The 24928-nt window shown below is 73.8% G+C and carries 16 protein-coding genes; 10 read left to right on the top strand and 6 right to left on the bottom strand.

The annotated features are described in order from the left end of the window. Nucleotides 1-22 precede the first annotated feature (22 nt). Entirely contained in the window at nt 23-754 is a 732-nt protein-coding gene (locus ACGF3A_RS14325; RefSeq protein WP_393729422.1) for a thioesterase II family protein, read from the bottom strand. After that, nucleotides 751-6732, bottom strand: a complete 5982-nt coding sequence (locus ACGF3A_RS14320; RefSeq protein ID WP_393729420.1) for an SDR family NAD(P)-dependent oxidoreductase — start codon at nt 6730-6732, stop codon at nt 751-753. The genes ACGF3A_RS14325 and ACGF3A_RS14320 overlap by 4 nt, the downstream gene beginning before the upstream one ends. Before the next feature lie 169 nt (nt 6733-6901). On the opposite strand from ACGF3A_RS14320, the gene ACGF3A_RS14315 reads away from it, so the two are divergent. From ACGF3A_RS14315 to ACGF3A_RS14295, 5 genes are all read left to right on the top strand, one after another. After that, nucleotides 6902-7675: a VOC family protein gene (locus ACGF3A_RS14315; RefSeq protein ID WP_393729418.1), complete on the top strand. Its 774-nt coding sequence runs from the start codon at nt 6902-6904 to the stop codon at nt 7673-7675. 266 nt (nt 7676-7941) lie between these two features. Next, complete coding sequence (locus ACGF3A_RS14310; protein WP_393730670.1) at nt 7942-8691, top strand: MIP/aquaporin family protein; 750 nt, start codon at nt 7942-7944, stop codon at nt 8689-8691. Nucleotides 8692-8740: 49 nt separating this feature from the next. Continuing rightward, entirely contained in the window at nt 8741-11005 is a 2265-nt protein-coding gene (locus tag ACGF3A_RS14305) for a TOMM precursor leader peptide-binding protein (protein WP_393729416.1), read from the top strand. Beyond that, nucleotides 11002-13098 (top strand): YcaO-like family protein, encoded by a 2097-nt coding sequence (locus ACGF3A_RS14300; protein ID WP_393729415.1) that lies wholly within the window; start codon nt 11002-11004, stop codon nt 13096-13098. The genes ACGF3A_RS14305 and ACGF3A_RS14300 overlap by 4 nt, the downstream gene beginning before the upstream one ends. Nucleotides 13099-13121: 23 nt before the next feature. After that, nucleotides 13122-14714 carry a nitroreductase family protein gene (locus ACGF3A_RS14295; RefSeq protein ID WP_393729413.1) on the top strand — a complete coding sequence of 531 codons (1593 nt, stop codon included), beginning with the start codon at nt 13122-13124 and terminating at the stop codon, nt 14712-14714. Here ACGF3A_RS14295 and ACGF3A_RS14290 read toward each other — a convergent pair. Next, entirely contained in the window at nt 14707-15600 is an 894-nt protein-coding gene (locus ACGF3A_RS14290; RefSeq protein WP_393729411.1) for an NAD(P)-dependent oxidoreductase, read from the bottom strand. The two genes, ACGF3A_RS14295 and ACGF3A_RS14290, sit on opposite strands and share 8 nt — an antisense overlap. A gap of 186 nt (nt 15601-15786) precedes the next feature. Between ACGF3A_RS14290 and ACGF3A_RS14285 the strand changes: the two genes are divergently transcribed. After that, complete coding sequence (locus tag ACGF3A_RS14285) at nt 15787-16362, top strand: TetR/AcrR family transcriptional regulator (RefSeq protein ID WP_393729409.1); 576 nt, start codon at nt 15787-15789, stop codon at nt 16360-16362. Here the strand turns inward: ACGF3A_RS14285 and ACGF3A_RS14280 are convergent. Then, nucleotides 16359-16754, bottom strand: coding sequence for a winged helix-turn-helix transcriptional regulator (locus ACGF3A_RS14280; protein ID WP_393729407.1), 396 nt, complete (start codon nt 16752-16754; stop codon nt 16359-16361). The genes ACGF3A_RS14285 and ACGF3A_RS14280 overlap by 4 nt on opposite strands. A gap of 106 nt (nt 16755-16860) precedes the next feature. Between ACGF3A_RS14280 and ACGF3A_RS14275 the strand changes: the two genes are divergently transcribed. Beyond that, nucleotides 16861-17703 (top strand): enoyl-CoA hydratase/isomerase family protein, encoded by an 843-nt coding sequence (locus tag ACGF3A_RS14275; protein WP_393729406.1) that lies wholly within the window; start codon nt 16861-16863, stop codon nt 17701-17703. A 77-nt stretch (nt 17704-17780) separates the two neighbouring features. On the opposite strand, the gene ACGF3A_RS14270 is transcribed toward ACGF3A_RS14275, so the two are convergent. Continuing rightward, nucleotides 17781-18920: an FAD-dependent monooxygenase gene (locus ACGF3A_RS14270; RefSeq protein ID WP_393729404.1), complete on the bottom strand. Its 1140-nt coding sequence runs from the start codon at nt 18918-18920 to the stop codon at nt 17781-17783. Between the two features lie 87 nt (nt 18921-19007). Then, the gene (locus ACGF3A_RS14265; RefSeq protein ID WP_393729402.1) at nt 19008-19640 is read right to left on the bottom strand and encodes a suppressor of fused domain protein; all 633 of its coding nucleotides are present in this window, start codon (nt 19638-19640) and stop codon (nt 19008-19010) included. A gap of 84 nt (nt 19641-19724) precedes the next feature. Between ACGF3A_RS14265 and ACGF3A_RS14260 the strand changes: the two genes are divergently transcribed. From ACGF3A_RS14260 to ACGF3A_RS14250, 3 genes are all read left to right on the top strand, one after another. Next, on the top strand, nt 19725-22553 hold the full coding sequence (locus ACGF3A_RS14260) for a lantibiotic dehydratase (protein ID WP_393729401.1): 2829 nt from the start codon (nt 19725-19727) through the stop codon (nt 22551-22553). After that, nucleotides 22550-23626 carry a lantibiotic dehydratase C-terminal domain-containing protein gene (locus ACGF3A_RS14255; protein WP_393729399.1) on the top strand — a complete coding sequence of 359 codons (1077 nt, stop codon included), beginning with the start codon at nt 22550-22552 and terminating at the stop codon, nt 23624-23626. Before ACGF3A_RS14260 ends, ACGF3A_RS14255 begins: the two co-directional genes overlap by 4 nt. Nucleotides 23627-23892: 266 nt before the next feature. Then, complete coding sequence (locus tag ACGF3A_RS14250; RefSeq protein ID WP_393729397.1) at nt 23893-24927, top strand: methyltransferase; 1035 nt, start codon at nt 23893-23895, stop codon at nt 24925-24927. The last annotated feature ends 1 nt before the right edge of the window (nt 24928 follow it).

Genomic DNA, 24928 nt, shown 5'->3' with positions numbered 1-24928 from the left:
CCTACCCGTTCGCCACCGTCACTCATCCGCCCAGCAGCGTGTTCCTGAGCAGCCCGGTGACCTCCTCCACGCGCTCGTGGACGAAGAAGTGGTCCCCGGGGATCGGCCGGAACGTGAAGCCGCCCCCGGCCCGCTCCTTCCAGCCCCGCAGCGAGGCGGGCGGCACGCTGCTGTCCGCGAGTCCGGCCAGCACCGTGAGGGGGCTGGCCAGGACCTGGCCCGGCGGCGCCTCGTACGTCTCCGCGAGCGCGAAGTCCGCGCGGAGCGTCGCCGCCGCCAGCTCGACGGCGGCCGGGTCCTCGAACATCTCGACGGTCACCTGTCCGAAGAGCCCGAGCATCGTCATGAACGCGGCGTGTGGCAGATCGTGCAGCTCCAGCTCACCGCCCGGGTCGTCCGGCGGGCGCTGGGCGGCGACGAAGACGTGCTCGGGCGCCCGGCCCGCCGCCTCCAGCCCGCACGCCGCCTCGAACGCGACGGTGCCGCCCATGCTGTGCCCGAAGAGCGCGAACCGCTCGGGGAGCTGCTCCTGGAGCACGGGCAGCAGGGCGTCCATGAGGCTGCCCATGTCCGAGTGCTGCGGGGTCGTCGCGCGCCCCTCGCGGCCCGGCAGCTGCACGGGCACGACGTCGATCTCGGGGCCGAGCAGCCGCTGCCAGGAGCGGTAGGCGGAGGCGCCCTGCCCGGCGCAGGGGAAGCAGTAGAGCGTCAGCTCCCCCGCGCCGGAGGGCGGGAACGGGGTCCACGGGTTCATGCGCCGATGATCCCAGCGATGGCGCGGACCGTGGGGTTCTCGATGAGGGTCGCGATGGGCAGGTCCGTCTCGAACTCCTTGCGTACGCGCGCCGCGAGCTGCACGCCCACGAGCGAGTTGCCGCCGAGCGCGAAGAAGTCGTCGTCGACGCCGACGTCCTCGATGCCCAGCGCGTCGGCCCACAGCCGCGTCAGCCGCTCGTGCGTGCTGCCACCGGACGTGCCCGCTGCCGCTGGGGCTTCGTCCTTCGGGGCGGCGCTCGTCCCCGCGGAGGCACGTTCCGGACGGTTCCCGGCGTCCTCGTCTCCCGCGCCGCCCTCGATGACGTCCTGCGTGAGCCTCTCGACCGTACGCAGCCGGGCCTCGATGCCCTCCGGCACGACGACGACCTGCGGGCCGACGCGGTCGCTGAGGATGTGCCAGAGCGCCTGCACGCCCTCCTCGGGCCGGATCGCGAACTCGCCGCCGAGGGTCGGGGCCGGGGCTTCCTGCTCCGGCCCCTTCTCCGGTTCCGGTTCCGGTTCCGGTTCCGGCTGCGGGGCCTCCGTGCGGGACGCGACGTTCTCGCGGAACTCGGCCGGGTTCCAGGAGCGCACCGTGTAGCCGCTGACGTCCACGACCTCCTTGCCCGCGTCGTCGGTCAGCGTGATGTCGAACGTCACCAGGTTCTGGTGCGCTCCGCGCCGCCGCGAGTAGACGTGCAGGGTCGGCGGCAGCGGCGCCCGTACGGTGATGTCGCTGACGGAGAACGGCAGATAGCTCTCGCCCGCCGCGCCGAGGTCCGGCAGATAGACGGCGTTGGAGGTCGCCGCGTCGAACAGGGCGGGGTGGAGCGGGTAGTCGGCGATCTCGTCCACGTACGGCTCGGGCATCTCGACGCGGGCGAGGGTCGAGGAGTCGTCGCGGCGGATCTCGGCCATGTTCGTCCAGCGGGGCCCGAAGTCGATGAGCCCGACCTCGGGTTCGTAGGACTCGGTGTCCGGCTTGACGACCGGGAAGCACTCGCGGAGCACCTCCAGGTCCTGGACCGGCGGCGTCGCGGCGGGGGCCGTGCGGACGAGGCAGGTGGCGTGCTCGGTCCACTCCTCGCCGTCGGGCGAGGCGGCTACGGCCGAACCGGCGACGGGCGAGCTGGCGATGCTGACCTGGTAGCCGTCCCGCTCGGGGACGAGCGTCGTGCGGAGCGTGCGCGGCTCGTTCAGCGTGAGCATGGACAGGAACGTCATGTCGGTGAGCCGCAGCGGGCCGTCCGTGTCCAGCGCGTCGGCGCCCGCGGCGCGCGCCGTCTCGACGTACGCCGTGGCGGGCCAGACGGCCGTCCCGGCCACCCGGTGCTCGCGGACCACCCAGTGCGCGTCGGCGTCCATGGTGACGCGGTACGTGAGCGCGCCGTCCTCGCCCTCGGCGCGCTCGCCCAGGAGGGGGTGCGTGCCGGGCGCGGGGGCCGGAACGGGCTCGCGTACGGGAACGGGGACGGGAGCGGCAGCGGGGGCGGGGGCCCGGGTGGCCAGGGAGCCGGCCCCGGCCGGGGCGCCCGTCTGGAGCGCGCGGAACGCGGCGGGCGCGAGCGCGTCGGCCTTGGCCGCCATGCCGAGTTCGGCCCAGGCGTCCCAGTTGACGGAGACCGTGAAGCCGGGTCCCTCGGCGTGCCGGGCGTGGGCGTAGGCGTCGAGGAAGGCGTTGGCGGACGCGTAGTCGGTCTGGCCCAGGTTCCCGGCGACGGAGGTGATGGAGGAGAAGAGCACCATCAGCTCCGCCCGGTCCCCCAGCAGCTTGTCGAGGACGAGCGTGCCCGCGATCTTCGCGGACATCACGCGCTCGGCCTCGGCCCGCGTCTTGAGGGCCAGCAGCCCGCCGCCGGGGACACCGGCCGTGTGGAAGACGCCGTGGACGCGGCCGAACTCCACCTCGGCGCGCTCGACGACGGCGCGCATCGCGTCCTCGTCGGCGGCGTCGGCGCGGCAGACCAGCACCTCGGCGCCGTACCCCTCGATGCGCCGCAGCCAGCGCAGCGTGTCGCGGACGCCCTCCGGCGTGCCGTCGGCGCCGTCCGCCTCCAGCACCCGGTCCCACTCGGCGCGGGGCGGGAACGCGGAGCGCGCGGTGAGCACGAGCCGGGCGCGCACGGCCCGGGCGAGGCTCTCGGCCACGGTGAGGCCGAGGCCGCCGAGCCCGCCGGTGACCAGGTACGTGCCGCGCTCGCGGAGCGGGCCCGCCGCGCCCGTCGCGCGCGGCGCGGGCACCTGCCGGTAGCCGAGGGTCCAGCGCTTGCGGCCGCGCCGCGCGACGAAGCGGTCCCGTACGCCGGGCCGGAGCGTACGGCGCAGCTCGTCCAGCAGGCCCGCGCCGAAGCGGTGTTCGGCCAGGTCGACGCAGCGGACCGGGAACTCGGGCAGCTCCTTGGCCATGACGTCGCAGACCCCGGTCACGGCGGCGCGCGCGGGCTCGACGTGCTCGTCGCCGGAGACCGAGCGGGTGCGGGAGCCGACGACGTCCCAGCGCACGCGCGGCGCGAGGGACGAGCCGCGCTCGGAGAGCGCCTGGGCGAGGAAGAGGACACTGAAGAAGCCGAGGTCGAGCCAGCGGTTCGTCTCGGCGCCCTTGACGTCACCGGCCGTACGGTCGCCTGCCGTACGGTCGCCCGGCGCCGGGAATGTCGTCTCGGCATCGGTGGGCGGGCCGAACAGCCAGCCGTGCAGGACGCGTTCGGGGAGCTGGCCGTCGGCTTCGAGGCAGGCGGCGAGCTGGTCGTAGTCCTCGCGGTCCCCTGGGCGGAGCTGGTAGCGGCTTCCGGTGAGCCGTTCGAACCGCTCCCCCGGCTCGACGGTCACGACCTCGGCCCCGGCCTCGCGCAGCCGGTTGACGGTGTCGTCGAGAGCCTCGCCCCTGCGCAGCAGGAGCCAGCGCCCTGCGAGCGTGCCCTCGGCCGTCGCGCCGGTGCCGGAGGCCGAGCCCTCGGAGTCCGCGCGCCACTCCGGCTCGAAGAGGGCGCGGTCGATGGTGCGGCGGCCCTCCTCGTACGGCTCGGGCGTGTCGTACGCGTCGAATGCTGCCCCCGTGCCCCGCTCGGGCGTGGCGACCGGGTCGAGCCAGTGCTCCTTGCGCTCGAAGGGGTAGGTGGGCAGCGGGACGCGGCGCCACGCCCGCGTGTCGTAGGCGCCCCAGTCGAGCGGCGCGCCCGCGCTCCACAGCGCGGCGGCGGCGCGCGCGAGACAGACCTCGCCGTCCTCGGTGCCCTGCGGCATCGGCATGGTCGGCACGACGACGCGGTCGCGGCTGCCGGTCGCGACGGCCTGCGCGCGGGCGAGCCCGGAGAGCACCTGGCCCGGCCCGGACTCGACCAGCAGCCGCCCGGTGTCCTCCAGGAGGAGCGCGACGCTCTGTGCGAAGCGGACGGGTGAGCGCAGATGGCTGACCCAGTACGCGGGGTCCGTGGCCTGCTCGTCGGTGATCCAGTCGCCGGTGACGTTGGAGACGAACGGCAGCTCGGGGGCGCGCAGTTCGACCTCGGCCAGCTCGGCGGCGAAGGCGTCGAGGGCGGGCTCCATCATCGCGGAGTGGAAGGCGTGCGAGGTGTGCAGCCGCTGCCCGTTCACGCCGCGCTCGGCGAGCACGGCGCGCGCCGCGTCGATCGCGTCGTCGGGGCCCGAGACCACGGTCAGCCGCTCGCCGTTGTAGGCGGCGATGTCGATCCCGGCCAGGCCCTCGACCTCCTCGGCCGGTACGGGCACGGCCATCATGCTGCCGCCGGGCAGCTCCTGGACGAGCGCGCCCCGGCGGGCCACCAGCCGCAGCGCGTCGGGCAGCGAGAACACCCCGGCGAGGGTCGCGGCGACGTACTCGCCGACGCTGTGCCCCGCCATCGCGTCCGGCTCCAGGCCCCAGCTCATGAGCTGCCGGGCCATGGCGTACTCGACGGTGAAGAGGGCGGGCTGCGCCAGCCGCGTCTGGGTGAGCCGGGCGCTCGCGCCGTCCTCCTCGGCGTCGGCGAACATGACCTCGCGCAGGTCGAGTCCGAGGTACGGCTCGGCGAGCACGGCGCAGCGGTCGACGGCGGCGCGGAAGACGGGCTCATGCGCGTAGAGGCTCCGGCCCATGCCGAGGTGCTGGGAGCCCTGTCCGGGGAAGAGGAAGCCGAGCGAGCGCTCCCCCTTGGCCACCGGCTTGCCGGGCGTCACCCCGCGCAGGGCCTCCACCAGCGTGTCGCCCTCGCCCAGCACGACGGCGGCGCGGTGCGCGAGCGCGGGACGGCCGTGCCGGAGGGTCGCGGCGACGTCGCGCGTGTCCAGCTCGGGACGCGCCTCCAGATGCCCGGCGAGCCGCCCGGCCACGGCGGTGAGCGCCTCGGGCGTACGGCCGGAGAGCGGCAGGACGACGGGGCGGGGGTGGAGCGGGGCGTCGGTGGCGGGTGCGTCGGTCGCAGGTGTGCCGGTGGCGGGCGTGTCGGTGGCAGCCGGGCCGGTCACGGGCGTGTCGGTCGCGGGGGCCTTGCCCTTCCCCTTCTTTCCATTCTTCCCCTTCCTGGCCTTCCCGTTGAGGCTGACCGCGCCGTGGCCGTTGAGCGACGGCGTGTCGTGCTGCGGGTGCGGGGACGACGGGACCGGCGGGGCCTCGGCGACGACCAGGTGCGCGTTGGTGCCGCCGACGCCGAAGGAGCTGACGGCGGCGATCCGGTCCTTCTGGTGCTCGGGCCAGGGGGAGAGCGCGGTGTTGACGTAGAAGGGGCTGTCGGCGAAGTCGATCGCCGGGTTCGGGTCCGCGTAGTTGATGCTCGGCGGGATCAGGCCCGTCTTGAGCGCGAGCGCGGTCTTGATGAGGCCGATGACCCCGGCGGCCGGGCCGAGGTGCCCGACGTTGCCCTTGACCGAGCCGATCGGGGTGGTGCCGGTGCCGCTGGAGCCGAGGTCGCGGTACGCCCGCGTGAGCGCGTTGACCTCGATCGGGTCGCCGACGCGGGTGCCGGTGCCGTGCGCCTCGACATAGCCGACGTCGTCGGGGTCGATGCCGAACGCCGTCATCGTCTGCCGGATCAGGATCGCCTGGCCCTCGACGCTCGGCGCGGTGAACCCGGCCTTGAGCCTGCCGTCGTTGTTCACGGCGGAGGCGCGGACGACGCCGTGCACATGGTCGCCGTCGGCGACGGCGTCGGCCCAGCGCTTGAGGACGACGGTGCCGACTCCCGTTCCGAAGATCGTGCCGTCCGCGTTGGCGTCGAAGGGGCGCACGCGGCCGGTGACGGAGAACATGCCGCCCTCGGCCGAGTGGTAGCCCGTGCGGCGCGGCAGCTCGACCTGGACGCCGCCCGCGACGGCGGCGTCGCACTCGCCCGCGCGCAGCGCCTGGCAGGCCATGTGGACGGCGACGAGGGAGGTGGAGCAGGCCGTCACCACGTTCACGCTCGGCCCCGTCAGGCCGAGTTGGTGGGAGACGGAGGTGGTGATGTAGTCCGTGGCGTTGCCGACGATGACGCCGACCTCGCCGAGGATCGCGGCGGCGTCGGGGTGGTGGTTGACGTTCCACTCGCGGTAGAAGTTCGGCGCGCCGCCGCCGTAGACGCCGACGGCGCCGGGGGTGCGGAAGGGGTCGTAGCCCGCGTGCTCCAGCGCGGTGTACGCGGACTCCAGGAAGAGCCGGTGCTGCGGATCTCTGACCTGAGCCTCACGGGGTGTCAGACCGAAGAAGGCGGCGTCGAACGCGGCCACGTCGTCCAGGACGGGCTTGGCCTTGATGTAGTGCGGGTTCTGGAGGTCGGCCTCGGAGATCCCGGCCTCGCGCAGCTCCTCGTCCGTGAAACGGGTGACCGATTCCACCCCCTCCGTGAGGCCGGACCAGAACTCCTCCAGATCCCCTCCGCCGGGCACCTTCAGGGACATGCCAACGATCGCGATGTCTCTGGAGGTGTCTCTGGAGGTGTCTCTGGCAGCGTCCCCGAAGGTGTCCCCAGAGCCCGAATCGTCGCCGGAAATCCTCTTGTTCATGATGTGCACCCCGTAGCCCCGTTACCTATGTTCGTGCATCCTGTATGCCTCTCCTGACGCACGTCAATGCGTACAGTTCGACAATGACGTACGGTCGCCTCCTGATCACCAGGTGATCGTCCAAGTGGCCCAACGAGGGTCAAAGACCCTGGCGGGGAGGAGAGTTCCGGTGCCTGAGCTGCTGTCGTACCGCCCCGGAGAGCTGTGCTGGGCGGACCTTTTCACCCCGGAACCCGCCGCTTCGGAGCGGTTTTACGCCACCCTCTTCGACTGGGAGTACGTGCACGCGGGCGCCGCGTTCGACCACTACACGTACGCGGCGGCGAAAGGCCACATGGTCGCGGGAATCACGCCCTCAGAGGATGCCGAGGCCAGCTGGATCGTCGCCTTCTCGACCACCAGTGCGGACGACACTGCCGAACAGGTGTCGACAGCGGGGGGCGAGCTGGAGGACGGTCCGCGCGACTTCGGCATCCAGGGCCGCAGCCTGTTCGCGGTCGACTCCGCGGGCGCCCACGTCGGCTTCTGGCAGCCCCGCGCGCACATGGGCGCGGGCCTCGTCGGCGAGCCCTCCTCGCTGTGCTGGGCCGAGCTGGCGGTGCGCGACACACCGGCCGCCGACCGGTTCTACGCCGAGGTCCTCGGCCTCAGCTCCGGTGCCCTCGCCGCCGCGGGAGACGCCGGCTACGCGGCGTACCACCTGGAGGGTCGCGAGGGCCCCGTGGCCGGGCGTACGGTGCTGGGCCCGGAGCAGCGGGACGTCGAGCCCTTCTGGATGCCGTACTTCGGCGTGACCGACGCGCGGTGGACGGAGGAGACGGCGACGGACGGGGGCGCCTCGGTGATCTGGTCCGGCGCCAACGCGGAGGGGCGCGGCGTGGCGGTGCTCGCCGACCCCTGGGGGGCGACGTTCGCGGTGCTCGAAGTCCCGTCCGGCCCCTGAACCGGGCGGCCGGGGCCCGGGCGGCGGAGCCAGGACGACGCGGCGGAGCCAGGAACGACGGGGCGGAGCCAGGAACGACGGGGCGGAGCCAGGACGACGGAGCGCGGATCACGATGCGCTGACGAAGCGCGCGCGAACGCGCCGAACGCTTCCCGGCGGTGTCCGCACGAAGTAAGGTGCGCGGTCATTCGCCGCCGCCATGCCGCTGGCGCATGCCAGGGGCGCGCGGGGCCGCAACGCTGTGGAGGCAGAGGTAACCGATGAATCTGAGTCAGGGAGACATCTTCCTGTGGGAGTTGCTCGGCACGGCCGTCCTGGTCATGCTGGGCACCGGCGTCGTCGCCAACAACGTCCTGCGCAAGACGAACGGCAACGGCGGAGGGGTGCTGTTCGTCAATATCGGCTGGGCGTTCGCGGTCTTCACCGGAGCCAGTCTCGCCGCCCCGACGGGCGCGCATCTCAACCCGGCCATCACCATCGCCGCGGCCATCGCGGACAAGACCGAGTGGTCGGACGTCCCGATGTACCTGCTCGCCCAGCTGCTGGGCGGCATCATCGGCGCGGTGCTCTGCTGGGCGGTCTACAAGCTCCAGTTCGACGACCATGACGACCCGGGCGGCACGCTCGGCGTCTTCGCGACGATCCCGCAGATCGAGAACAAGGTCTGGAACGTCGTCACCGAGACCCTCGCGACCTTCGTCCTCGTCGCCTGGGTGCTCTTCTCACCCGTCCTCAAGACCGGCAAGGACGGCGCCGTACTCGACCTCGGCAACGCCGCGCTGGGCTACGCGGGCGTGGCCTTCGTCGTCCTCGTGATCGGCACCTCGCTCGGCGGGCCCACGGGCTATGCGATCAACCCGGTCCGCGACCTCGGTCCCCGTATCGCCTACGCGTTCATCCTCCCGATCCGGGGCAAGGGTTCCCCGCAGTGGGGCTACGCGTGGGTGCCGGTCGTCGGCCCGATCCTCGGCGGCATCCTGGCCGCGCTGCTCTACAACGTGTACCCGGAGGTCTGAGGCCTCTGAGTTCTCTGAGTTCTCTGAGGCCAAGGAGGCTGACGCACGCGTGGAACGGGAGCCCGACCCCCTTCTCGGACTGCTCGACGTACGACCACGGCTGAGAGCCGACGCGCTCTTCGCCGCGACCGAGGAGGGGGTGCTCCTCCAGCACCCGGACGGACAGTTCGTGCTCAGGGGACGCACGGCATATCAGTGGATGTGCCGCCTCGCACCGCACCTCACCGGCGCCCACACCGTCCGCGAGCTGTGCGAGGGACTCCCGGAACCACGCCGGGCGACCCTCACCACGATGCTGGGGACGCTGCTGGAACGGGGGGTGGTCCACGACGGGGGACCACCGCCCGTGCCGGAGGCGTCCGTTCCGGAAGAGGGGGTGCGGGACCGGTTCGCGCGCCAACTCGCGTACGTGGAGCACTTCGCGGGCGGCGCGGCGAAGGCCGACGCGGTCCGTCGGTTCCAGCGGTTCCGGGACACGCGCGTACTGATCGCCGGTGGTGGTGAGGCCGCGCTCACCGCCGCGCTGGGGCTGCTGCGCAACGGTTCGCGCGCGGTGACGCTCGCGGCGCCGTGGTGGACGGAAGTCCCGCCGGAGCTCGCGGCGGAGGCCGCCGAGGCCGATGCCCGGGCCGATGCCGGGGCCGACGTGTCGTCCTCGTGGGCCTCCGACGGCGCGGCGGCGTACGACCTCGTGCTCGCGTGCGGCGTCGACGGCGACACGCTGGACCGAATCAACTCGGCCGCCCTGCACGGCGGTCCGGCGCTGCTCCCGCTGACGCCGGTGCACGGCGCGGCGGTGCTCGGGCCGCTGGTGCGCCCCGGGCGGCGCGGCTGCCGGCGGTGCGCGCTGCTGCGACTCGCCGCGAACCTGGACGGGGACGCCGCCGCGGCACTCTTCCGGAGCACGCTCGGCACGCCGGGGGCGGGGGCGGGGGCTGGTGCCGGTGCCGGTGCCGGTGCCGGTGCCGGTGCCGGGAGCCCGATTCCCTCCGGCCTGGAACGGATGCTGGGCACGGCGCTCGCGTTCGACGTGTTCCGCTGGCGTACGGGCGCGCTCGCCGCCGAGAGCGAGGACGCGGTGCTGGTCCAGGACGCCGGGACGCTGGACACCTCCCACGAACCTCTGCTGCCCCACCCGTCGTGCGGCGCCTGCGCGTCCTTGCCGGGCGGGCCGGAGAGCGGCCCAGGCGCATCCACGGAAGCCCTGTTCGGACGGCGTGTCGGTGTGTTCGTGGGGTACGCCGACGACACGCTCGCCCAGACCCCGCTGCGCGTCGGCCGGGTGGAGACGGGCCCGCCGGGCGGCCGTTCCCCGGCCCGCCGCGCCCTTACCGCCTTCGCCCTCGACACGACGGAGACCGCACGCGCCCGCGCCCGCGCCACGGCCGCCCTCGTCTACCTCGCCCGCGTGCACGAGGACGGCCTCCCGCCCTCCGTACCGGCCCTCGTGGGCCCGGCGGACGTCCGCCCCGAGGAGCTGTCGACCTGGAGCGGATTCCCCGCCCCCACCGCCACGGAGCCAGTGCTTGAGGCGACGGTGCTGGGCTCGGGCATCGCCCGCACGGTCCCGGCCGCCGCCGTGCACCCGGACGGCGCGCTGAACCGGGCACGCCAGTTCGAGCCGGGCAGCGCGGGGGCCGGGGCGAGCATGTCGGTGGCCGAGGCCGCCACGGAGCCGCCGTCCCCGCGCCACGGCGCGGATACGGAAGGCGCGGCGGAGGACGGGGCGGTCGAGGCGGGGCTGTTGTCCGCGCTCGCCCACCGGGGGCTGGTCGCGGCGCTGCGCGGGCTGTCCCCGGCGGAGTCTCTCCCCTCTCCGTCGCGCGCGGGGGACGGGCCTCTGCCGTTCCTGATGCGCGCCGCCGACGGGCTCGGTCACGAGGTGACGCTGCTCGATCTGCCGGGGGCCGCGCCGGGACACGCCGTGGCGGCCTTGACGGCCGGGGCAGCGGGGGCGGCGAGGGCGGGGGCGGCCTGGGCGCTCGGCTACGGGCGGGACCGCGCCGCCGCCACCGAACACGCGTTGCGCGACCTGGTCGGCACCCTGCAGCTCGGGGACGACACGCCCGACATGGGAGACCCGCTGCTCCACGGCCCGGGCCCCGAAGCGCTGCGGGCCACAGTCGACTCCTCCACGGCGACTCCTTCGTCCGAACGCCAAGGGGCCCGTTCCGTACGGGAGTTGACAGAGCGGCTCGCCTCCTCCGGGTGGGAGGCGCTGGTCGTACCGACCGCGACGCCCGACCTGCGTGCCTGCGGTGTGGCGACCGTACGCGTCCTGCTGCGCCGCCGTCCGGAGGACGACGGGCGGTGAAGGCCGAGGACGTCGAGCGTGTCGCGCTCCATCTGCGCGAGGTCCTCGACACGCGGGACCCGACGGCACGGGCGTACGTCCGGCGGCTCGGCTTCGACGACGCGTACGCGGAACGCCCCGCGCCCCGGCCGCCCGGCACGGACGAGGGCGCCGCCCGCGTCGTCCCCGTCCATCTGCACGGCGCGCACGCGCTGGTCGGGCCCGTGGTGCCGACGCCCCTCGGAGGGACCGGCCCCGGGCGAGCCCCCGCCCGGCCGTGCTGGAACTGTGTGGCGACCCGCTGGCAGGCGCTGCGTCCCGCGATCGAGCGGGACGGGCTGGAGCTGGGCCCTCCCGGCCGTACGCATGCGACGGGTGCCAGCCCGTATCTGACCGGCTTCGCGCTCGACACGCTGACGGAGCTGGTGGGCCTGGCGCTCGACGGGGAGAGGGAGAGAGCCGAGGGCGAGACCGGGAACGGGACCGGGACCGGGGCCGGGACCGGCCCCGGGGCCGGGGCCGGCCCCGGCCCCGGGGCCGGGGCCGGGACCGGGGCCGGGGCCGGGACCGGGGCCGGGGCCGGGACCGGGGCCTCGGAGCCGCTCGCGGACGTGTACCGGCTGCGCCTCGACACCCTGCGCGTCGAGACCGTCCCGCTGCTCGCCGACTCGGCGTGTCCCGTCTGCGCCGGAGGCGGGTACGACACGCCGGAAGGCGGGATCCTGCCGCTCCGGTCCCGCCCCAAGCCCGCCGGGGACCCCGACGCCTTGCGGCTGGCCCCCGCCCGTACGGCACTGCCGCCCCGCGCACGCGCCGCGCTCGCGAACCCCGTGTGCGGCGCGCTCGGCAGCGGGACCCGCGCGGACCGCGAGGCGGCGACGACGGCGCCGGTCACCGGGAGGTCGGCGGTACGCGGCACGCCTGCCCTCTTCGACGTGCACTGGAGCGGCCACGCCGACACGTACGCGGACAGCGCCCCGCTCGCCCTCGCCGAAGGGCTGGAGCGGCAGGCGGGGATGCGGCGCGGCGGACTCGCCGGGCGTGTCGTCGCGGCCCGGCGTGACCTCCCGTACCGGTCGGTGGACCCCCGGGTGTGCGGGCTGCCCGGCGCGGCGTTCCACCGCGACGCCGGGCCGCGGGTCGTCCCGTACGACGACGACCTCGTGCTGCCCTGGGTGCGGGGCCACTCGCTCCGGGACGAGCTGCCGGTGCTGGTGCCCGAGCAGCTGGTCCAGTACGGCCCGGCGCCCGGCGGCCCCGTCTTCGTCGCGGGCACCTCCAACGGCTGCGCCAGCGGTTCCAACGCGGAGGAGGCGGCGTTGCACGGGCTGCTGGAGGTCGTGGAGCGGGACGCGTTCCTCGTCGCCTGGCTCGGCAGGGCCGCGCTGCCCGAGATCGCCGTGGCGAGCTGCCGCGCCCCCGCGCTGCACCGGCTCGCCGCACGGATCGCACGGGGCGGCCACCGGCTGCGGCTCTTCGACAACCGGATCGACCTGCCGATCCCCGTCGTCACCGCCGTCGCGACACGCCGCGATGCCGACGGTCTGGGCGCGCTCTGCCTCTCCTCCGCCGCGCACCTCGACCCGGAGCGCGCCGCGGAGTCGGCCGCACGGGAGGTCGCCAGCGCGCTGTCGGACTTCCCCGAGCGCACCGAACGCTCACTGGACCGGCTGCGGCTGCTGGCCGCCGACTTCGGGCGTGTCGCCGAACTCGCCGACCACGCCGCGCTCTACGGGCTCCCCGAGATGGCGCGACACGCCGACTTCCTCCTCGGCCCCGACCGCGCCCGCCCGCTCGACGAGGTCTACAGCGACTGGTCCGCGCGCCGCCCCCGCAACGCCGACCTCACCGACGACCTGCGCCACTGCCGCGACCTGCTGACGGCGCGCGGCTTCGACACGGTGGTGGTCGACCAGACAGGGCCCGAGCAGGCGGCCCTCGGCCTGCGCACGGTCCGGGTGCTGGTGCCGGGCCTCCTCCCGATCGACTTCGGCGCGGCGCGGCAGCGCGCCCACCTCATGCCGAGGGCCCGCACGGCGCTCCGGCGCGCCGGGCTGCGCGACACCGACCTCGCCCCCTCCGCGCTCCACCCCGCCCCGCACCCGTTCATGTGACCCCGAAGGAGACCGACGCGCCGATGACCGGACACGTCCACGCCTACCTGGACGCCGTGCTGCGACGGGCCTCGGTGCCGATGGAGGGCGAGGTGTTCCGCCCCGACTGGGCCGACGGGCCGCGAAGTCACAAGGTGTACGAGGGACTTCCGGCGTACCCGCTCCCTCCGGGCGACGCCTCTCCGGCCTCCCCTCTCACCGCGCTCTCCGGGATGCTCCACGACTCGTACGCCTGGCGGTCGCGGCGCCTCCGGATCACCGCCGACCCCGGCCAGGGCGGGCGTGAGCGGTACGGGGGCGCGGCCTGGGGGCGGGGCAGCGCGGCGGGCGGCGGCCTGTACCCGTGCGAGATCTACTGGGTGACGGGCGTGACGGGCGCGGGGCACGCGGACGGCGGCGGCGTGCTCCCGGGCGTCTACCACTACGACCAGCCCGGCCACGCGGTACGGCGATTGATCACCGGTGATGTATCGGCGCGCGTGTCGCGTGCGCTCGGCTTCGACACGCAGACCGGGCCCGACCAATTCCTTCTCGTCACGGTCCGTTTCTGGCAGAACGCCTTCAAGTACGCGGAGTTCAGCTACCACTGCGTGACGATGGACCTCGGCTGTCTGCTCGGCACCTGGCAGACATGGGCGGCGGCGCACGACGTGCCCCTCTCCCCCGCGGCCCTCTGGTTCGACGAGCTTGACCTGAACCGGCTCCTGGGCCTCGACCCGGCGGACGAGAGCGTGCTCGCGGTCGTACCCCTCCCCTGGTCCGAGCCGGACACCCGACGGCGTGTCGCGCCGACGAGCCCGGGTCCGGATCCAGGACTGCAGGCCGACACGCCGGTGGCCGAACGCTCGCGCGCCGTCCGGCACTTCCCCCAGGCACAGAGCGCGCACCTCGCGGCGGTGGAGGCCCCGCCACACCTCCCACCCGCACCATCACCGCGCCTCTCCCCCACCTCCCCGACCGACACCGCCCCGCTCCCGCTCCCCCCGCCCGCACCGCCCCGCCGGGACCTCTCCGCCTCCCTCGCGACACGCCGCAGCAGCTTCGGGCTCCTCTCGGCCGAAACGCCGCTGGCAGCCGAGGAGTTGGCGGCGCTGCTGCGGGCGGCGACGGAGACCCCGCACCTGCGCACGGACGTACGCCCCGGCACCGGCAAGGCCTCCGGCACGCCACCGCTGACCGGCGTCGCGGTCTTCGTCAACCACGTCACGGACGTCCCGCCCGGCGTCTACGCGTACGAGCCCGAGGCGCACGCCCTGACCCCGATCCCGGGCCCCGGACCGCACCCCTTCCTCCAGGACGTCTACACGCTCAACAACTACAACCTCGAACAGGCCGCCACCGTCCTCGTGGCCCGCGCCCGCCCCCACGCCGTCCTCGACGCGACGGGCCCGCGCGGCTACCGCCTCCTCAACGCCGAGATCGGCGCCCTCGCCCAGTCCGTCTACCTCACCGCCACCGCCCACGGCCTCTCCTGCGGCGCGGCCCTGGGCTTCGACTACGAGAAGATGGCCAACCGCCTGGGGAAGGGCCCCGAGAACGACACCTGGCCCCTCCTGCTCCTCATGACCGGCCACGAACGCCCCACCCAGGCCGAGTTCGACGCCCGCCTCACCTGACGCCGGACACCCGAAGACGCCGCACCACTCCTGGTCCGCTGTAGACGCTCTCCCCTTCGGCGAGCTGCTTCTCCAGGGCCGCCACGGAGTGGTCGAAGTAGTCGGCGCGCACCCCTGCGTCCCGGGACGCCTGAGCCATGTTGCGCGCGCTGGCCAGGACCACGTCCAGGCCCTGGGTGAGCGCCGGTTCCGCGTCCGCGTCCGTATCCGCGTCCACGTCGGCGGCGAAGGCGGGCATCACCTGGGCCGTGTTCGTCAGCCAGGGCACCAGGAGTTCGGTGAATCCGGCCGCGCTGCCCTCCTTGTGCGAGGTGGCCATGGCGACCGCGTGGAAGAAGCCGTCGAACATCACGCTCATCGCGCTCAGCAGGGCGAGGTCGTAGAGCGCGGCGATGCCCGCGTCGGTGCCGAGGTACTTGGCCGTACCCAGCGCCTCCAGGGTCTCCCTGTGCGCGTCGAAGTGCTGCTTCTGACCGCTGTAGAGCACAAATGACTGCGGGGTCGCGACCGTCGCGGGGATCGCCATGATCCCGCCGTCCAGGTACGCCGCGCCCTGGTCCGTCGCCCAGCGCTCCGCCTCCCGGGCCTGGGCCGGTGTGCCATTGGTCAGGTTGATCAGGGTCCGGCCGCGCAGGGCGCCCGCGGCGGGCCGGAGCGTCGCGTCGGAGACGTCGTGGTCCAGCAGGCAGACGAGCGTCAACGGGCTGGCCAGGACCGCTTCCTCGACCGTCGCGGCCCGCCGGGCGCCACGGACCACCAGATCGTCGGCCTTGGCGGCGGTGCGGTTCCATACGGTCGTGGGGTGACCGGCGGTGATCAGCGCGTCGGCCAGCGCTCTTCCCATCTCGCCGAGACCGATGACTGTGACTGCGGCGGCGTTGCCCACGGATGCCCCTGTTCCTGTACGTGTGTGACCGGATACGGCCTCTTCACCTTCGGTGCCGATCCCGGACTCCCACAACTACGCACAAAATAGTGCGTGGTTACTTCCATGTGCCTCCAGGTGACGGAGTTAGCACTAACCGTTAGCAATTTCCAACAGCTTCGTTTTTGTGGCTGCTAGCATCACCGCATGACCGAACCGCTCGGACGCCGTGAGCGCAAGAAGGCCGCGACCCGGCAGAACATCGCCGAGACCGCCATGCGGCTCTTCCTGGAGCGCGGGTACGACGAGGTGGGCATCCGCGACGTGGCCGCCGAGGCCGACGTCGCCGTCACCACGCTCTTCTCCCACTTCGCCTCAAAAGAGGCCCTGGTCTTCGAGCAGGACCAGGACTTCGAGCGGCGCCTCACGGGGGCGGTCACCGGCCGGACGGCGGACGAGCCGCTCGTCCCCGCGCTGCGCCGCGAGGTCGAGGTCCTCGTGCGGCACTGCACGGCGGAGGGCGCGGCCCCGGTCTGGAAGATGATCAGCGCGTCGCCCGCCCTGCGGGAGTACGAGGAGTCGATGCGGCTGCGCCACGCGGACTCCCTGGGCGCCGCCATCGCCGACGACCCCGGCCTGGCGCTGAGCACCACGGTCAGCCGGACGCTCGCGAGGTTCGTGATCGACGCCTATTCGCTGGCCCGCGAGGCGGACGACCCCGAGGCCGCGCTGGACGAGATCTTCCCGATGATCGAGGCGGCCTGGGAGGCCGCCCACCCCTAAGGCCGGTCGGTCCTGCTGTCGTACGCCCGCTGGGAGTTCTGGATTTCCTCGCTGTGCTCGACAGTCCAGCTGTACAGATGCCCGAAAGGCTCGCGCAGGGACTCGCCCAGTGCCGTGAGCGAGTACTCGACGCCGACCGGTGAGGTCGGCAGCACTTTCCGCTGGATCATTCCGTTCCGCTCAAGGCGGCGCAGTGTCTGAGTGAGGACGCGTTGCGTCACGCCTTCCAGGCGGCGCTTCAATTCATTGAAGCGCATGGGCCGTTCCAGAAGTGCCATGACCATCATCGACCACTTGTCCGCTATCTGATCGAGGATCGGCCGACTGGGGCAGTTCGCTCGGAAAACGACAGGTGTTTCCGCGTCAACGCTGTGCGGGCCGGTATCCCTCATGATCCTAGGTTCTCCCAAAGTGCGTTCTTGACGGCCCCAAAGGCGTCGCCGACGGTAGGTATGCAGTGCAAACCTACACATCTGCCGGTAACTGATGGAGAGTCTCTTGACCACCAATGTCCATTCGACGCTGCACGTGAGCGTCGAAGACGGCGTCGCCCGGATCGTCCTCGACAACCCGCCGGTGAACGTGCTCGACGCGACGATGATGCGCGAGCTCCACACGGCGCTGGACGCCCTGAGGGGCGATGCGTCGGTCCGGGTGATCGTCTTCTCCAGCGCCGACCCGGAGTTCTTCCTCGCTCATGTGGACATGCGGATCGGGGAGAGCATGGACGCTCTGGAGCAGCTCACCGCGTCGGCGCCGACGCCGACGGACGTCAATGTGTTCCAGGCCGTGGGCGAGCTCCTCCGCCATCAGCCCCAGGTGACCATCGTGAAGGTCGCCGGTAAGGCCCGCGGAGGCGGGGCGGAATTCATCGCCGCAGCGGACATGGCATTCGCCGCCGCCGAGACCGCCGGAATCGGCCAGATCGAAGCGCTCATGGGCATCGTCCCGGGCGGAGGCGGAACGCAGTACCTGCGTGACCGCGTGGGCCGCAACCGTGCGCTGGAGGCGGTGCTCACCGCAGACCTGTTCGACGCCGAGACCGCGGCGTCCTACGGCTGGATCAACCGGGCCCTCCCAGCCGGTCAACTCGATGAGTATGTCGACCGTATCGCCCGCAATATCGCCGCCCTGCCCGATGGTGTCATCGAAGCGGCCAAGCGCGCATTGCCCGCCGAACAATTCACGGACGGACTCCGCCGTGAGAACGAGGCGTGGGCAACTCAGATCGCCTTGCCCGCCGTTCAGCAATTGATTTCCCGAGGGCTGCGCGACGGGGCGCAGACACCCCGGGGTGAACGCGACCTCGAAGAACTGATGCGCGGTGCCATGCGCCGATGACTTGAGGCATCGCCGGCGGACGAGTCCGCATCCGAGGGTGAGAGCCGAAGCCGATCGGAGCTCCGGCCGGTATCGGCTCAGGTCGTGGGTGCGGTGGTGAGCATCCAGTGGCTGAAGGCGGCGTAGCGTTCGGCGCTCTCGGTGGCCCCGTCGGCGTGTTCGACCGCGGCGGCGTGCTGGCGGACCGTCGCGAACCGGGCCGTACGGGCCCTCTCGTAGCGGGCGAGGGCCGTGGCAGTGCCGGTGCCGGTGCCGGATCCGGCCGCCTGTCCGGCCAGTTCGGCCAGTTCGGCGCGCAGCACTCCCGCGTCCTCGATGCCGAGGGTGCCGCCCGCCGCGATGTGCGGGGACAGGCCGTGCGCGGCGTCCCCGATCAGCGCGACCCGGGCGGTGGCCCAGCGCGGCAGTTCGGGGACGCGCATGATCTGGTTCTCCAGGACGGCCTCCTCCGGGGTCGCGGCGATCATCTCCAGCAGCTCGCCGTGCCAGCCGGGCCCGGCCACGTGACGGGCGCGCGTCAGCGCCCGGTCCCGCTTGCTCCCGGCCAGTTCACCGGCGTCGAACTGGCCGACCCACCACATGGTCCGCCCCTCCGCCACCCGCGTGTAGCCGCCCCGGGTCCGCGCGGGACCGACCGTGACCATCGTGCCCTCCGGCCGCTCGTCCGCGGATTCCCCGGAGGGCAGCACGGCCCGCCAGGCGTAGTGGCCCGCGTGTTCGACCGCCGCGCTGCCGGGCACCAGGGAGGCGCGCACGTCGGAGTACACCCCGTCCGCGCCGATCAGCAGATCCGCCCGCAGCGGCGGCGCGCCGTCGGCGAGGTGGACCTCCACGTGCGTGTCGTGCTCGGTGAAGCCGGTGACGTGGACTCCGAGGCGGATACGGTCCCTGCCGACGGTGTCGGCGAGGAGGTTGTTCAGGTCCGGCCGCGGCACCATCAGGAACTGGTACACGGCCGGGTCGTATCCGGCCGCCCGCACCGGGCGCCCGGTGGGGTCGTGGTACCAGGCGTCGACGGGCCGGCCCATGCGGCGGACGTCGTCTCCGACGCCGAGCGTGTCGAACTCCCGCAGCGCGTTGGGCCACAGGCCGATCCCGGCCCCGGCGGCCCGCACCCGCGGGGCGTGTTCGAGCACGGTGACCTCGTGCCCGATCAGCCGCAGCGAGGCCGCGGCGGTGAGCCCCACCAGACCCGCTCCCACAATCACCGTGCGCATCGTCCACCCCTCCGCCCGTCCCGTTCCCCTGGAAGGGAACATAGCACTAACGGTTAGGGTTTCGCAGCTGTCACTTTTTTGTTGCTGTTAGGGATGCTGTGAGGGATGGAGCAGGACGTCCCGCCGTTCGAGGAGGTCGCCGAAGAAGGATTCGGGGGTGGTGGCGAGGGCCGCGGCGCGTTCCTGTTCGGTGATCGGGACGACGTGGAGCACGCGGACCGGACCCTCCCGGGTCTCCAGGAACGAGGGCTGGCCCTGGAGCCAGGGCCCGGCGAGGAACGCGCGGGCACAGGCGGGGAACGTCGGCGTGTCGTCCTGGAAGGAGAGCACCTCGCCCCAGCCGAGCGGGCGGCCGTTCGCCCAGGGGTACGTCGCGAGGTTGGCGAGCCGCATCGCGATGCCGCCCTCGGAGGCCTGGTCGAGGACGCCGCGCCGGTGGAGGCGGAGTTCGGCGCGCCCGCCGGGGCGACCGTCGGAGCGGCCGTCCGGGCCGACGGGGCCGACGGGGCCGTCCGGGCCGTCGGCCGGGGGCATGGCGTGGGCCGACATGCCGATCGTCGTGAAGACGGTGACCCCCGCGGGTTCGGCGGCGCGGTGGATCATGACGTCGATCCGGTCGAGCGGTGCGGGGCCGTTGTCGAAGGTGACGCCGGTGTCCTCCTCGCCCAGTTCGCCGCGCAGGGCATGGAAGACGTCTTGGAGGATCACGGGGGCTGGCATGCGGGGGACACTACCCCGCAAGATCGGGAGGGCCCGTGGCGGGGCACAATCTGTCCCCGCACCCCCGACCCGCAGGAGCGGTCCTTGCCGAGCGACGCCCAACTCCCTTACCTGGCCGAGCACTTCATGCTCCGCGTCGCCGGGCTCCCCGCCGTCGCGCTCGCCCCGCTGCGCGCGCCGCGCGCCGCCGAACGGGCCGACGAGGCGCTGGAGCTGGAGCGGCGCCTCGCGGAACTGGCCCCCGGCGCGGGCGACGCGCTCGCGAAGGCCGTGGCGGACACGGGTACGGGCGAGGGCGACACGCGCGGGCGGCGCCGTCTGCTCGCGCTCCGCCGCGACATCCACAACGGCCGCGCGCCCGGCGACCCCGACCCCGACGCCCTCCTCGACACCCTCTCCCCCGCCCTCGCGGCGCCGGTCCGCGCGTGGCTCGGGGCACGCCGCCGTCTCGGCGACACGCTGAGCGAGGCCGACAGCTCGCTCGCCGCCGAACTCCGCGACGCGCGCGCCCATCTCCGTACGCTCGCCGAGGACCCCGCCCTGCGCGCCGGGCTCCAGGCCGCCTCGCCGTCGCTGGACGCGGCGCTCCCGGCGTACGTCGGGACGGGCGACACGCCGCCGCGCGGCAAGAGCGCGCGCAAGGCCGAACGGGCCCTGGTGTCGTACGTGCAGCGGGCCGCCGTGAAGACCAGCCCGTTCAGCACGCTGACGGCCGTCACGTACGGACGGTTCGGTCCGCCCGAGCCGTACGAGCCGTCCGAACCGTACGAACCGGAGGCTCCCGTCGGGCTCACCGGCGACGGGGGCCTCCGGCTCGTCACCCGCGCGCGGCCCAGCCTGATCGCCGTGCACGAACTCCTCGCCGCCGCCCGCGAGAACCCCGCCGCCTCCGCCCTCTCCGTACGGCCCGTCGGCGGGCTGCGCCGCGAGGACGGGCGCCTGCGGTACGTGCGCCGCCGCTACCGCTCCTCCCCGCCCGGCGACCTGACGCTCGCCGCGCCCGGCGTTCTGGAGGAGTCGGTCTGCCAGCTCTCGGCCGGTCCGGTGCTGACCGAGGTGCTGGCGCTGCTGGAGAAGGAGGACCGCCTCACGCTCGACGCACTCGCCGCTCACCTGCACGCGGTGGACCCCGCGGACAGGCCCCGCGAGCAGCTCGACGCCTACCTCGCGCGGCTGGTCGAGCTGGGGCTGCTGACGTTCCCCGCCCTCGCCCTGGACATCCATCACGCCGACCCCGTCACGGACCTCGCCGCCCGCCTCCGCGCCGACACACCCGACACATCCGGCACGCCCGGCACGCCCGACGCTCCCGGCCCCTCCCCGCTCGCCGACACGCTCGACCGCCTCGCCGCGCACGCCGCCGCCTTCCCCCTCGCGCCGCGCGAGGAACGGGCCCGCGCCGTCCGTGCGATGCGGGCCGAGAGCGCGGAGGCGCAGCGCGCGCTCGGGCGGGCCGAACCGGTGGTGCCGCGTACGGCCGTGTACGAGGACGCGGTGCCCGCCGGGCGTGTCGCGACCGCCTCGACCGCCGCGTGGGAGGAGGGGCCGCTGCCCGCGCTGCGGCGGTTCGCACGCGTACTGCCCGCCTTCGACCTGCTGCTCTCCGACCGGCTGGTGGCGCGCGGGCGGTTCCGGACGCTGTACGGGCCGGGCGGCACCTGCGAGGACGTCGCGGGCTTCGCCCAGGACCTGCACACCACGTGCGGCGAGTGGCTGACGGGCTCCGGCGGCGGACTGGGGCGGCTGGCGCGGGACGGGACGTACGAGCCGCGCCCGAACCCGTACGGCCTGCCGGAGGTCGAGGCGCTGGACGCGGCGCACCGCGCGTTCGCGACGGCGCTGCAGCAGGGGCAGCAGGGGCTTCCCGCCCGGGGCCACGAACTCGTCCTCGACGACGCCGTGCTGGACCGCGTCGCCGCGCTCCTCCCCCACGACACCGGCGCCCTGCCGCGCAGCCACAGCTTCTACCTCCAGTGGGCCCCGTCCCCGGCCTCCCATGAGGGCGGACTCGCCGTGCTGAACTGGGCGTACACCGGCATGGGCCAGCCCCTCGCCCGTTTCGCGCGCTCCTTCGGAGCGGGCGCCGAGACGGAGCTGTGCGGCGCGGTGCGGCGGCGGCACGCGCGGATGCTGCCGCCGGACGCGGTCTTCGCCGACCTCAGCGGCGGCTACGACACCTCGAACCTCTCCCTGCGCCCCGCCCTCGCCCCGTACCGGCTGACGTGCCCCGGGGAACCCGAGTTCAACGCAAGCGACGGCACCGGGGACGGCGGACATGCCCCGGCGCCCCTCCCGTTCTCGGACCTCTTCCTCGTGGACGACGAGGAGTCCGGCGTGCTCCAGCTCCGCTCCCGCCGCCTGGGGAAGCGGGTGATCCCCCTCTACCTCGGCGGGCTCATCCCCATGGCGCTGCCGCGCGTGCAGCGCACGCTGCTCGCGCTCTCGCCCGCCGCGATGCCGCTCTCCGACGTGTGGGCGTGTCTCGCCGAACCGCCCCGGCACCGGCCCCGGGTGCGGGTCGGGAACCTCGTACTGGCCCGCCGCTCCTGGCGTTTCGGGCGTGGCGAACTGCCACCGGCGACACACGCTCCCGACACCGCGCGCGGCTTCCTCGACCGCCGCCGCTGGTGGCGGCGCGCCGGGCTGCCGCCGCGTGCCGTCGTCCGCGCGGGCCCCCGTGACAAGCCGCTGCCCGTCGACGCGGACAGCCCGCTGTCACTCGCCCTGTGCGATCACGCGCTGGCGCCCGGAGAATTCGACGCCGTGTTCACCGAGATGCTCCCCGACACCTGCCGACTCCCGCTGCGCGTCGGCGGATCCGCGTACGTCTCCGAACTGTGCGTGGAGCTGGACATGGACCCGAACCTGGACCTGGACCTGCCGCGGAACGACGGAAGGACGACGAAGCGATGACCGCCGAGCCCGCGACCCCGCTCAACGCGGACGACCGTGACCCCGGCGAGCTGCGCCCCGGCGAGTGGCTCTCCGCGCACGTCTACCACGCGGGCGACCGGGACCCGCTGCTCGTCGAGTGCGTCGCCCCGCTCTTCGCGCGGCTGCGCGCCGAGGGTCTGGCGGACGGCTGCTACTTCCTCCGACACTGGCTGGAAGGCCCGCACCTCCGGCTGCGGATCCGCCCCGCGAGCGACATCGAGGACACGCTCCCGCGCGTACGCGAGGAGGTCGAGACCGCCGTGCACGCCTACCTGCGCGACACCCCCTCCCACTACACGCCCGAGAGCGACCTGTCCGACGCGCAGTACCGGCAGCGGTTCCTGCTGGAGTTCTCCGAGGAGCAGTGGCAGGAGCGGTACGGCCCCGAACTCGTACGGATGCCGCGCCGCCCCAACGACTCGCTCGCCTACGTCGCGTACGAGCCCGAGCTGGAGCGGTACGGCGGGCCCGCGGGCGTCGAGCTGGCCGAGTGGCAGGCCGACCGGTCCGGCGCACTGGTGCTGGAGCTGCTGGAGTCCGCCGACACCCGCGTCACGAGCGTCCGGCTGGGCCTCACCGGGCAGGTGATGGCGGCGCTGGCGCTGGGCGTGCTGGAGGACGTGCCGCGCACGCTCGCCTTCCTGGAGTGGCGGGTGGCCTCCTGGGAACACCTGTTCCGGGACCGGCACGCCGAGTACGAGGCGGCCTACCGGCGGATGGCGCCCTCGCTCGGCGCGCGCGTCGAGGCCCTGTACGAGGGCGTGGTGCGCGGCCGTACGGAGCGGCTCCCCGGGTTCGTACGGCGGTGGGCCGAGCACGGGGCGGAGCTGCGGGGGCGGATCGACGAGGCGGCGGAGCGCGGCGAGTTGCGGTTCCGGATGCCGGACGGCTCGGGCGGAACGGCCGTGCGCGCCGTCTCCGCGCGCGACGCGCGCACCGCGCTCCTCGCGACCTTCACGCACATGACCTGCAACAGGCTGGGAGTGACGGTGGGCAGCGAGGACTACCTGGGATATGTGCTGAGCGCCGCGTTCCGGGACCGTCTCAGCTGATCGGATGGACAGTTGGAGATCCCTTGACGCTGCGGAACGCGATCTTCAGAATGGCCGGACCTGTCAGTGGCCTGAACTGACACGTCAACGGGAGGAGTTGGGACACATGCTCGCCGACGAGTTCGCCACCCTGGAGGCCGAGGTCTTCGAGATCGAGGAGATCGAGGAGCCGGAGCACGCCATCGCCAGCACCACGGCGTCCGGCCCCCTCTGCCACTAGAGGCACCCCTTAGTCCGAGAAAGTCCGCACAGAACCGGAGGCGAAGGTGACCCAGGATTCCCGACGGCCCCGTGGCACCAGTGAGGTGTGGGACGCCGCCGACCTGGTCACCCCGATGGCCGTGCGCGTCGCGGCCACGCTGCACCTCGCCGATCACATCGGCGAGGCTGCGGCGCCCCTCCCGCTGCTCGCGGAGCGCACCGGCACGCAACCGCGCCTGCTGAAGCGGCTGCTGGACCATCTGGTCAACGCGGACGTCCTCACGGAGCCGGAGCCCGGCGCGTACGGTCTGACCGCGACGGGCGAGCAGCTGCGCGGCGACTTCCCCGGCTGCCCGCGCGACTGGCTGGACATCTCGGGCGCGTTCGGGCGCGGCGATCTCGCGCTCGTCCACCTGCTGGAGACGGTCCGCACCGGGAAGCCGGGGTACGAGGCGGCGTACGGCCGTACGTTCTGGGAGGACCTGGACGCGGATCCGGCGCTGTCCGGGTCGTTCGACACGCTGCTCTCCTCGCTGCTCGTGCCGGGCGAGACGAAGGCCGCGGCCGACGGCTACGACTGGGGAGCGCTCGGCCACCTGGTCGATGTGGGCGGCGGTGACGCGACGCTGCTCGCGGCGCTGCTCACCGCGCACCCGGAGCTGCGCGGCACGCTCGTGGAGCTGCCCAAGCCCGCCGCGGCGGGACGTGAACGGCTGGCCGCCGAAGGGCTGGCCGACCGGAGCGCCGTCGTCGAGTCCAGCTTCCTCGACCCGCTGCCCGAGGAGGCGCACGGCGCGGGCGGCTATCTGCTCTCGGTCGTCCTCCACGACTGGGACGACCACCACACGCTGGCGATCCTGCGGCGCTGCGCGGAGGCCGCGCGGCCCGGCAGCAGGGTGCTGCTCATCGAGGGCCTGCGCGACGACCCGCAGGGCGCGCGGGTGCGCACCGGGATGGACCTGCGGATGCTGACGTACTTCGCGGGTCACGAGCGCACCCGCGACGAGTTCGCCGAACTGGCCGACCGCGCGGGGCTCGACATGGGCGTGGTCCGGAAGCTGACGTTCTACCGCTCCCTGGTCGAACTCGTCGTCCGCTGAC

It is taken from the genome of Streptomyces sp. NPDC048172 (assembly GCF_043202595.1).
Taxonomy (GTDB): domain Bacteria; phylum Actinomycetota; class Actinomycetes; order Streptomycetales; family Streptomycetaceae; genus Streptomyces.
The sequence above is the reverse complement of the archived record's forward strand: the minus strand, read 5'-3'. Positions and strand labels throughout refer to the sequence as shown.

Coding starts and splice junctions, on each gene's coding strand:
- ACGF3A_RS14295 (WP_393729413.1), top strand. CDS start 13,122: ATGACCGGACACGTCCACGCCTACCTGGACGCCGTGCTGCGACGGGCC.
- ACGF3A_RS14320 (WP_393729420.1), bottom strand. CDS start 6,732: ATGAACAAGAGGATTTCCGGCGACGATTCGGGCTCTGGGGACACCTTC.
- ACGF3A_RS14265 (WP_393729402.1), bottom strand. CDS start 19,640: ATGCCAGCCCCCGTGATCCTCCAAGACGTCTTCCATGCCCTGCGCGGC.
- ACGF3A_RS14285 (WP_393729409.1), top strand. CDS start 15,787: ATGACCGAACCGCTCGGACGCCGTGAGCGCAAGAAGGCCGCGACCCGG.
- ACGF3A_RS14255 (WP_393729399.1), top strand. CDS start 22,550: ATGACCGCCGAGCCCGCGACCCCGCTCAACGCGGACGACCGTGACCCC.
- ACGF3A_RS14325 (WP_393729422.1), bottom strand. CDS start 754: ATGAACCCGTGGACCCCGTTCCCGCCCTCCGGCGCGGGGGAGCTGACG.
- ACGF3A_RS14280 (WP_393729407.1), bottom strand. CDS start 16,754: ATGAGGGATACCGGCCCGCACAGCGTTGACGCGGAAACACCTGTCGTT.
- ACGF3A_RS14270 (WP_393729404.1), bottom strand. CDS start 18,920: ATGCGCACGGTGATTGTGGGAGCGGGTCTGGTGGGGCTCACCGCCGCG.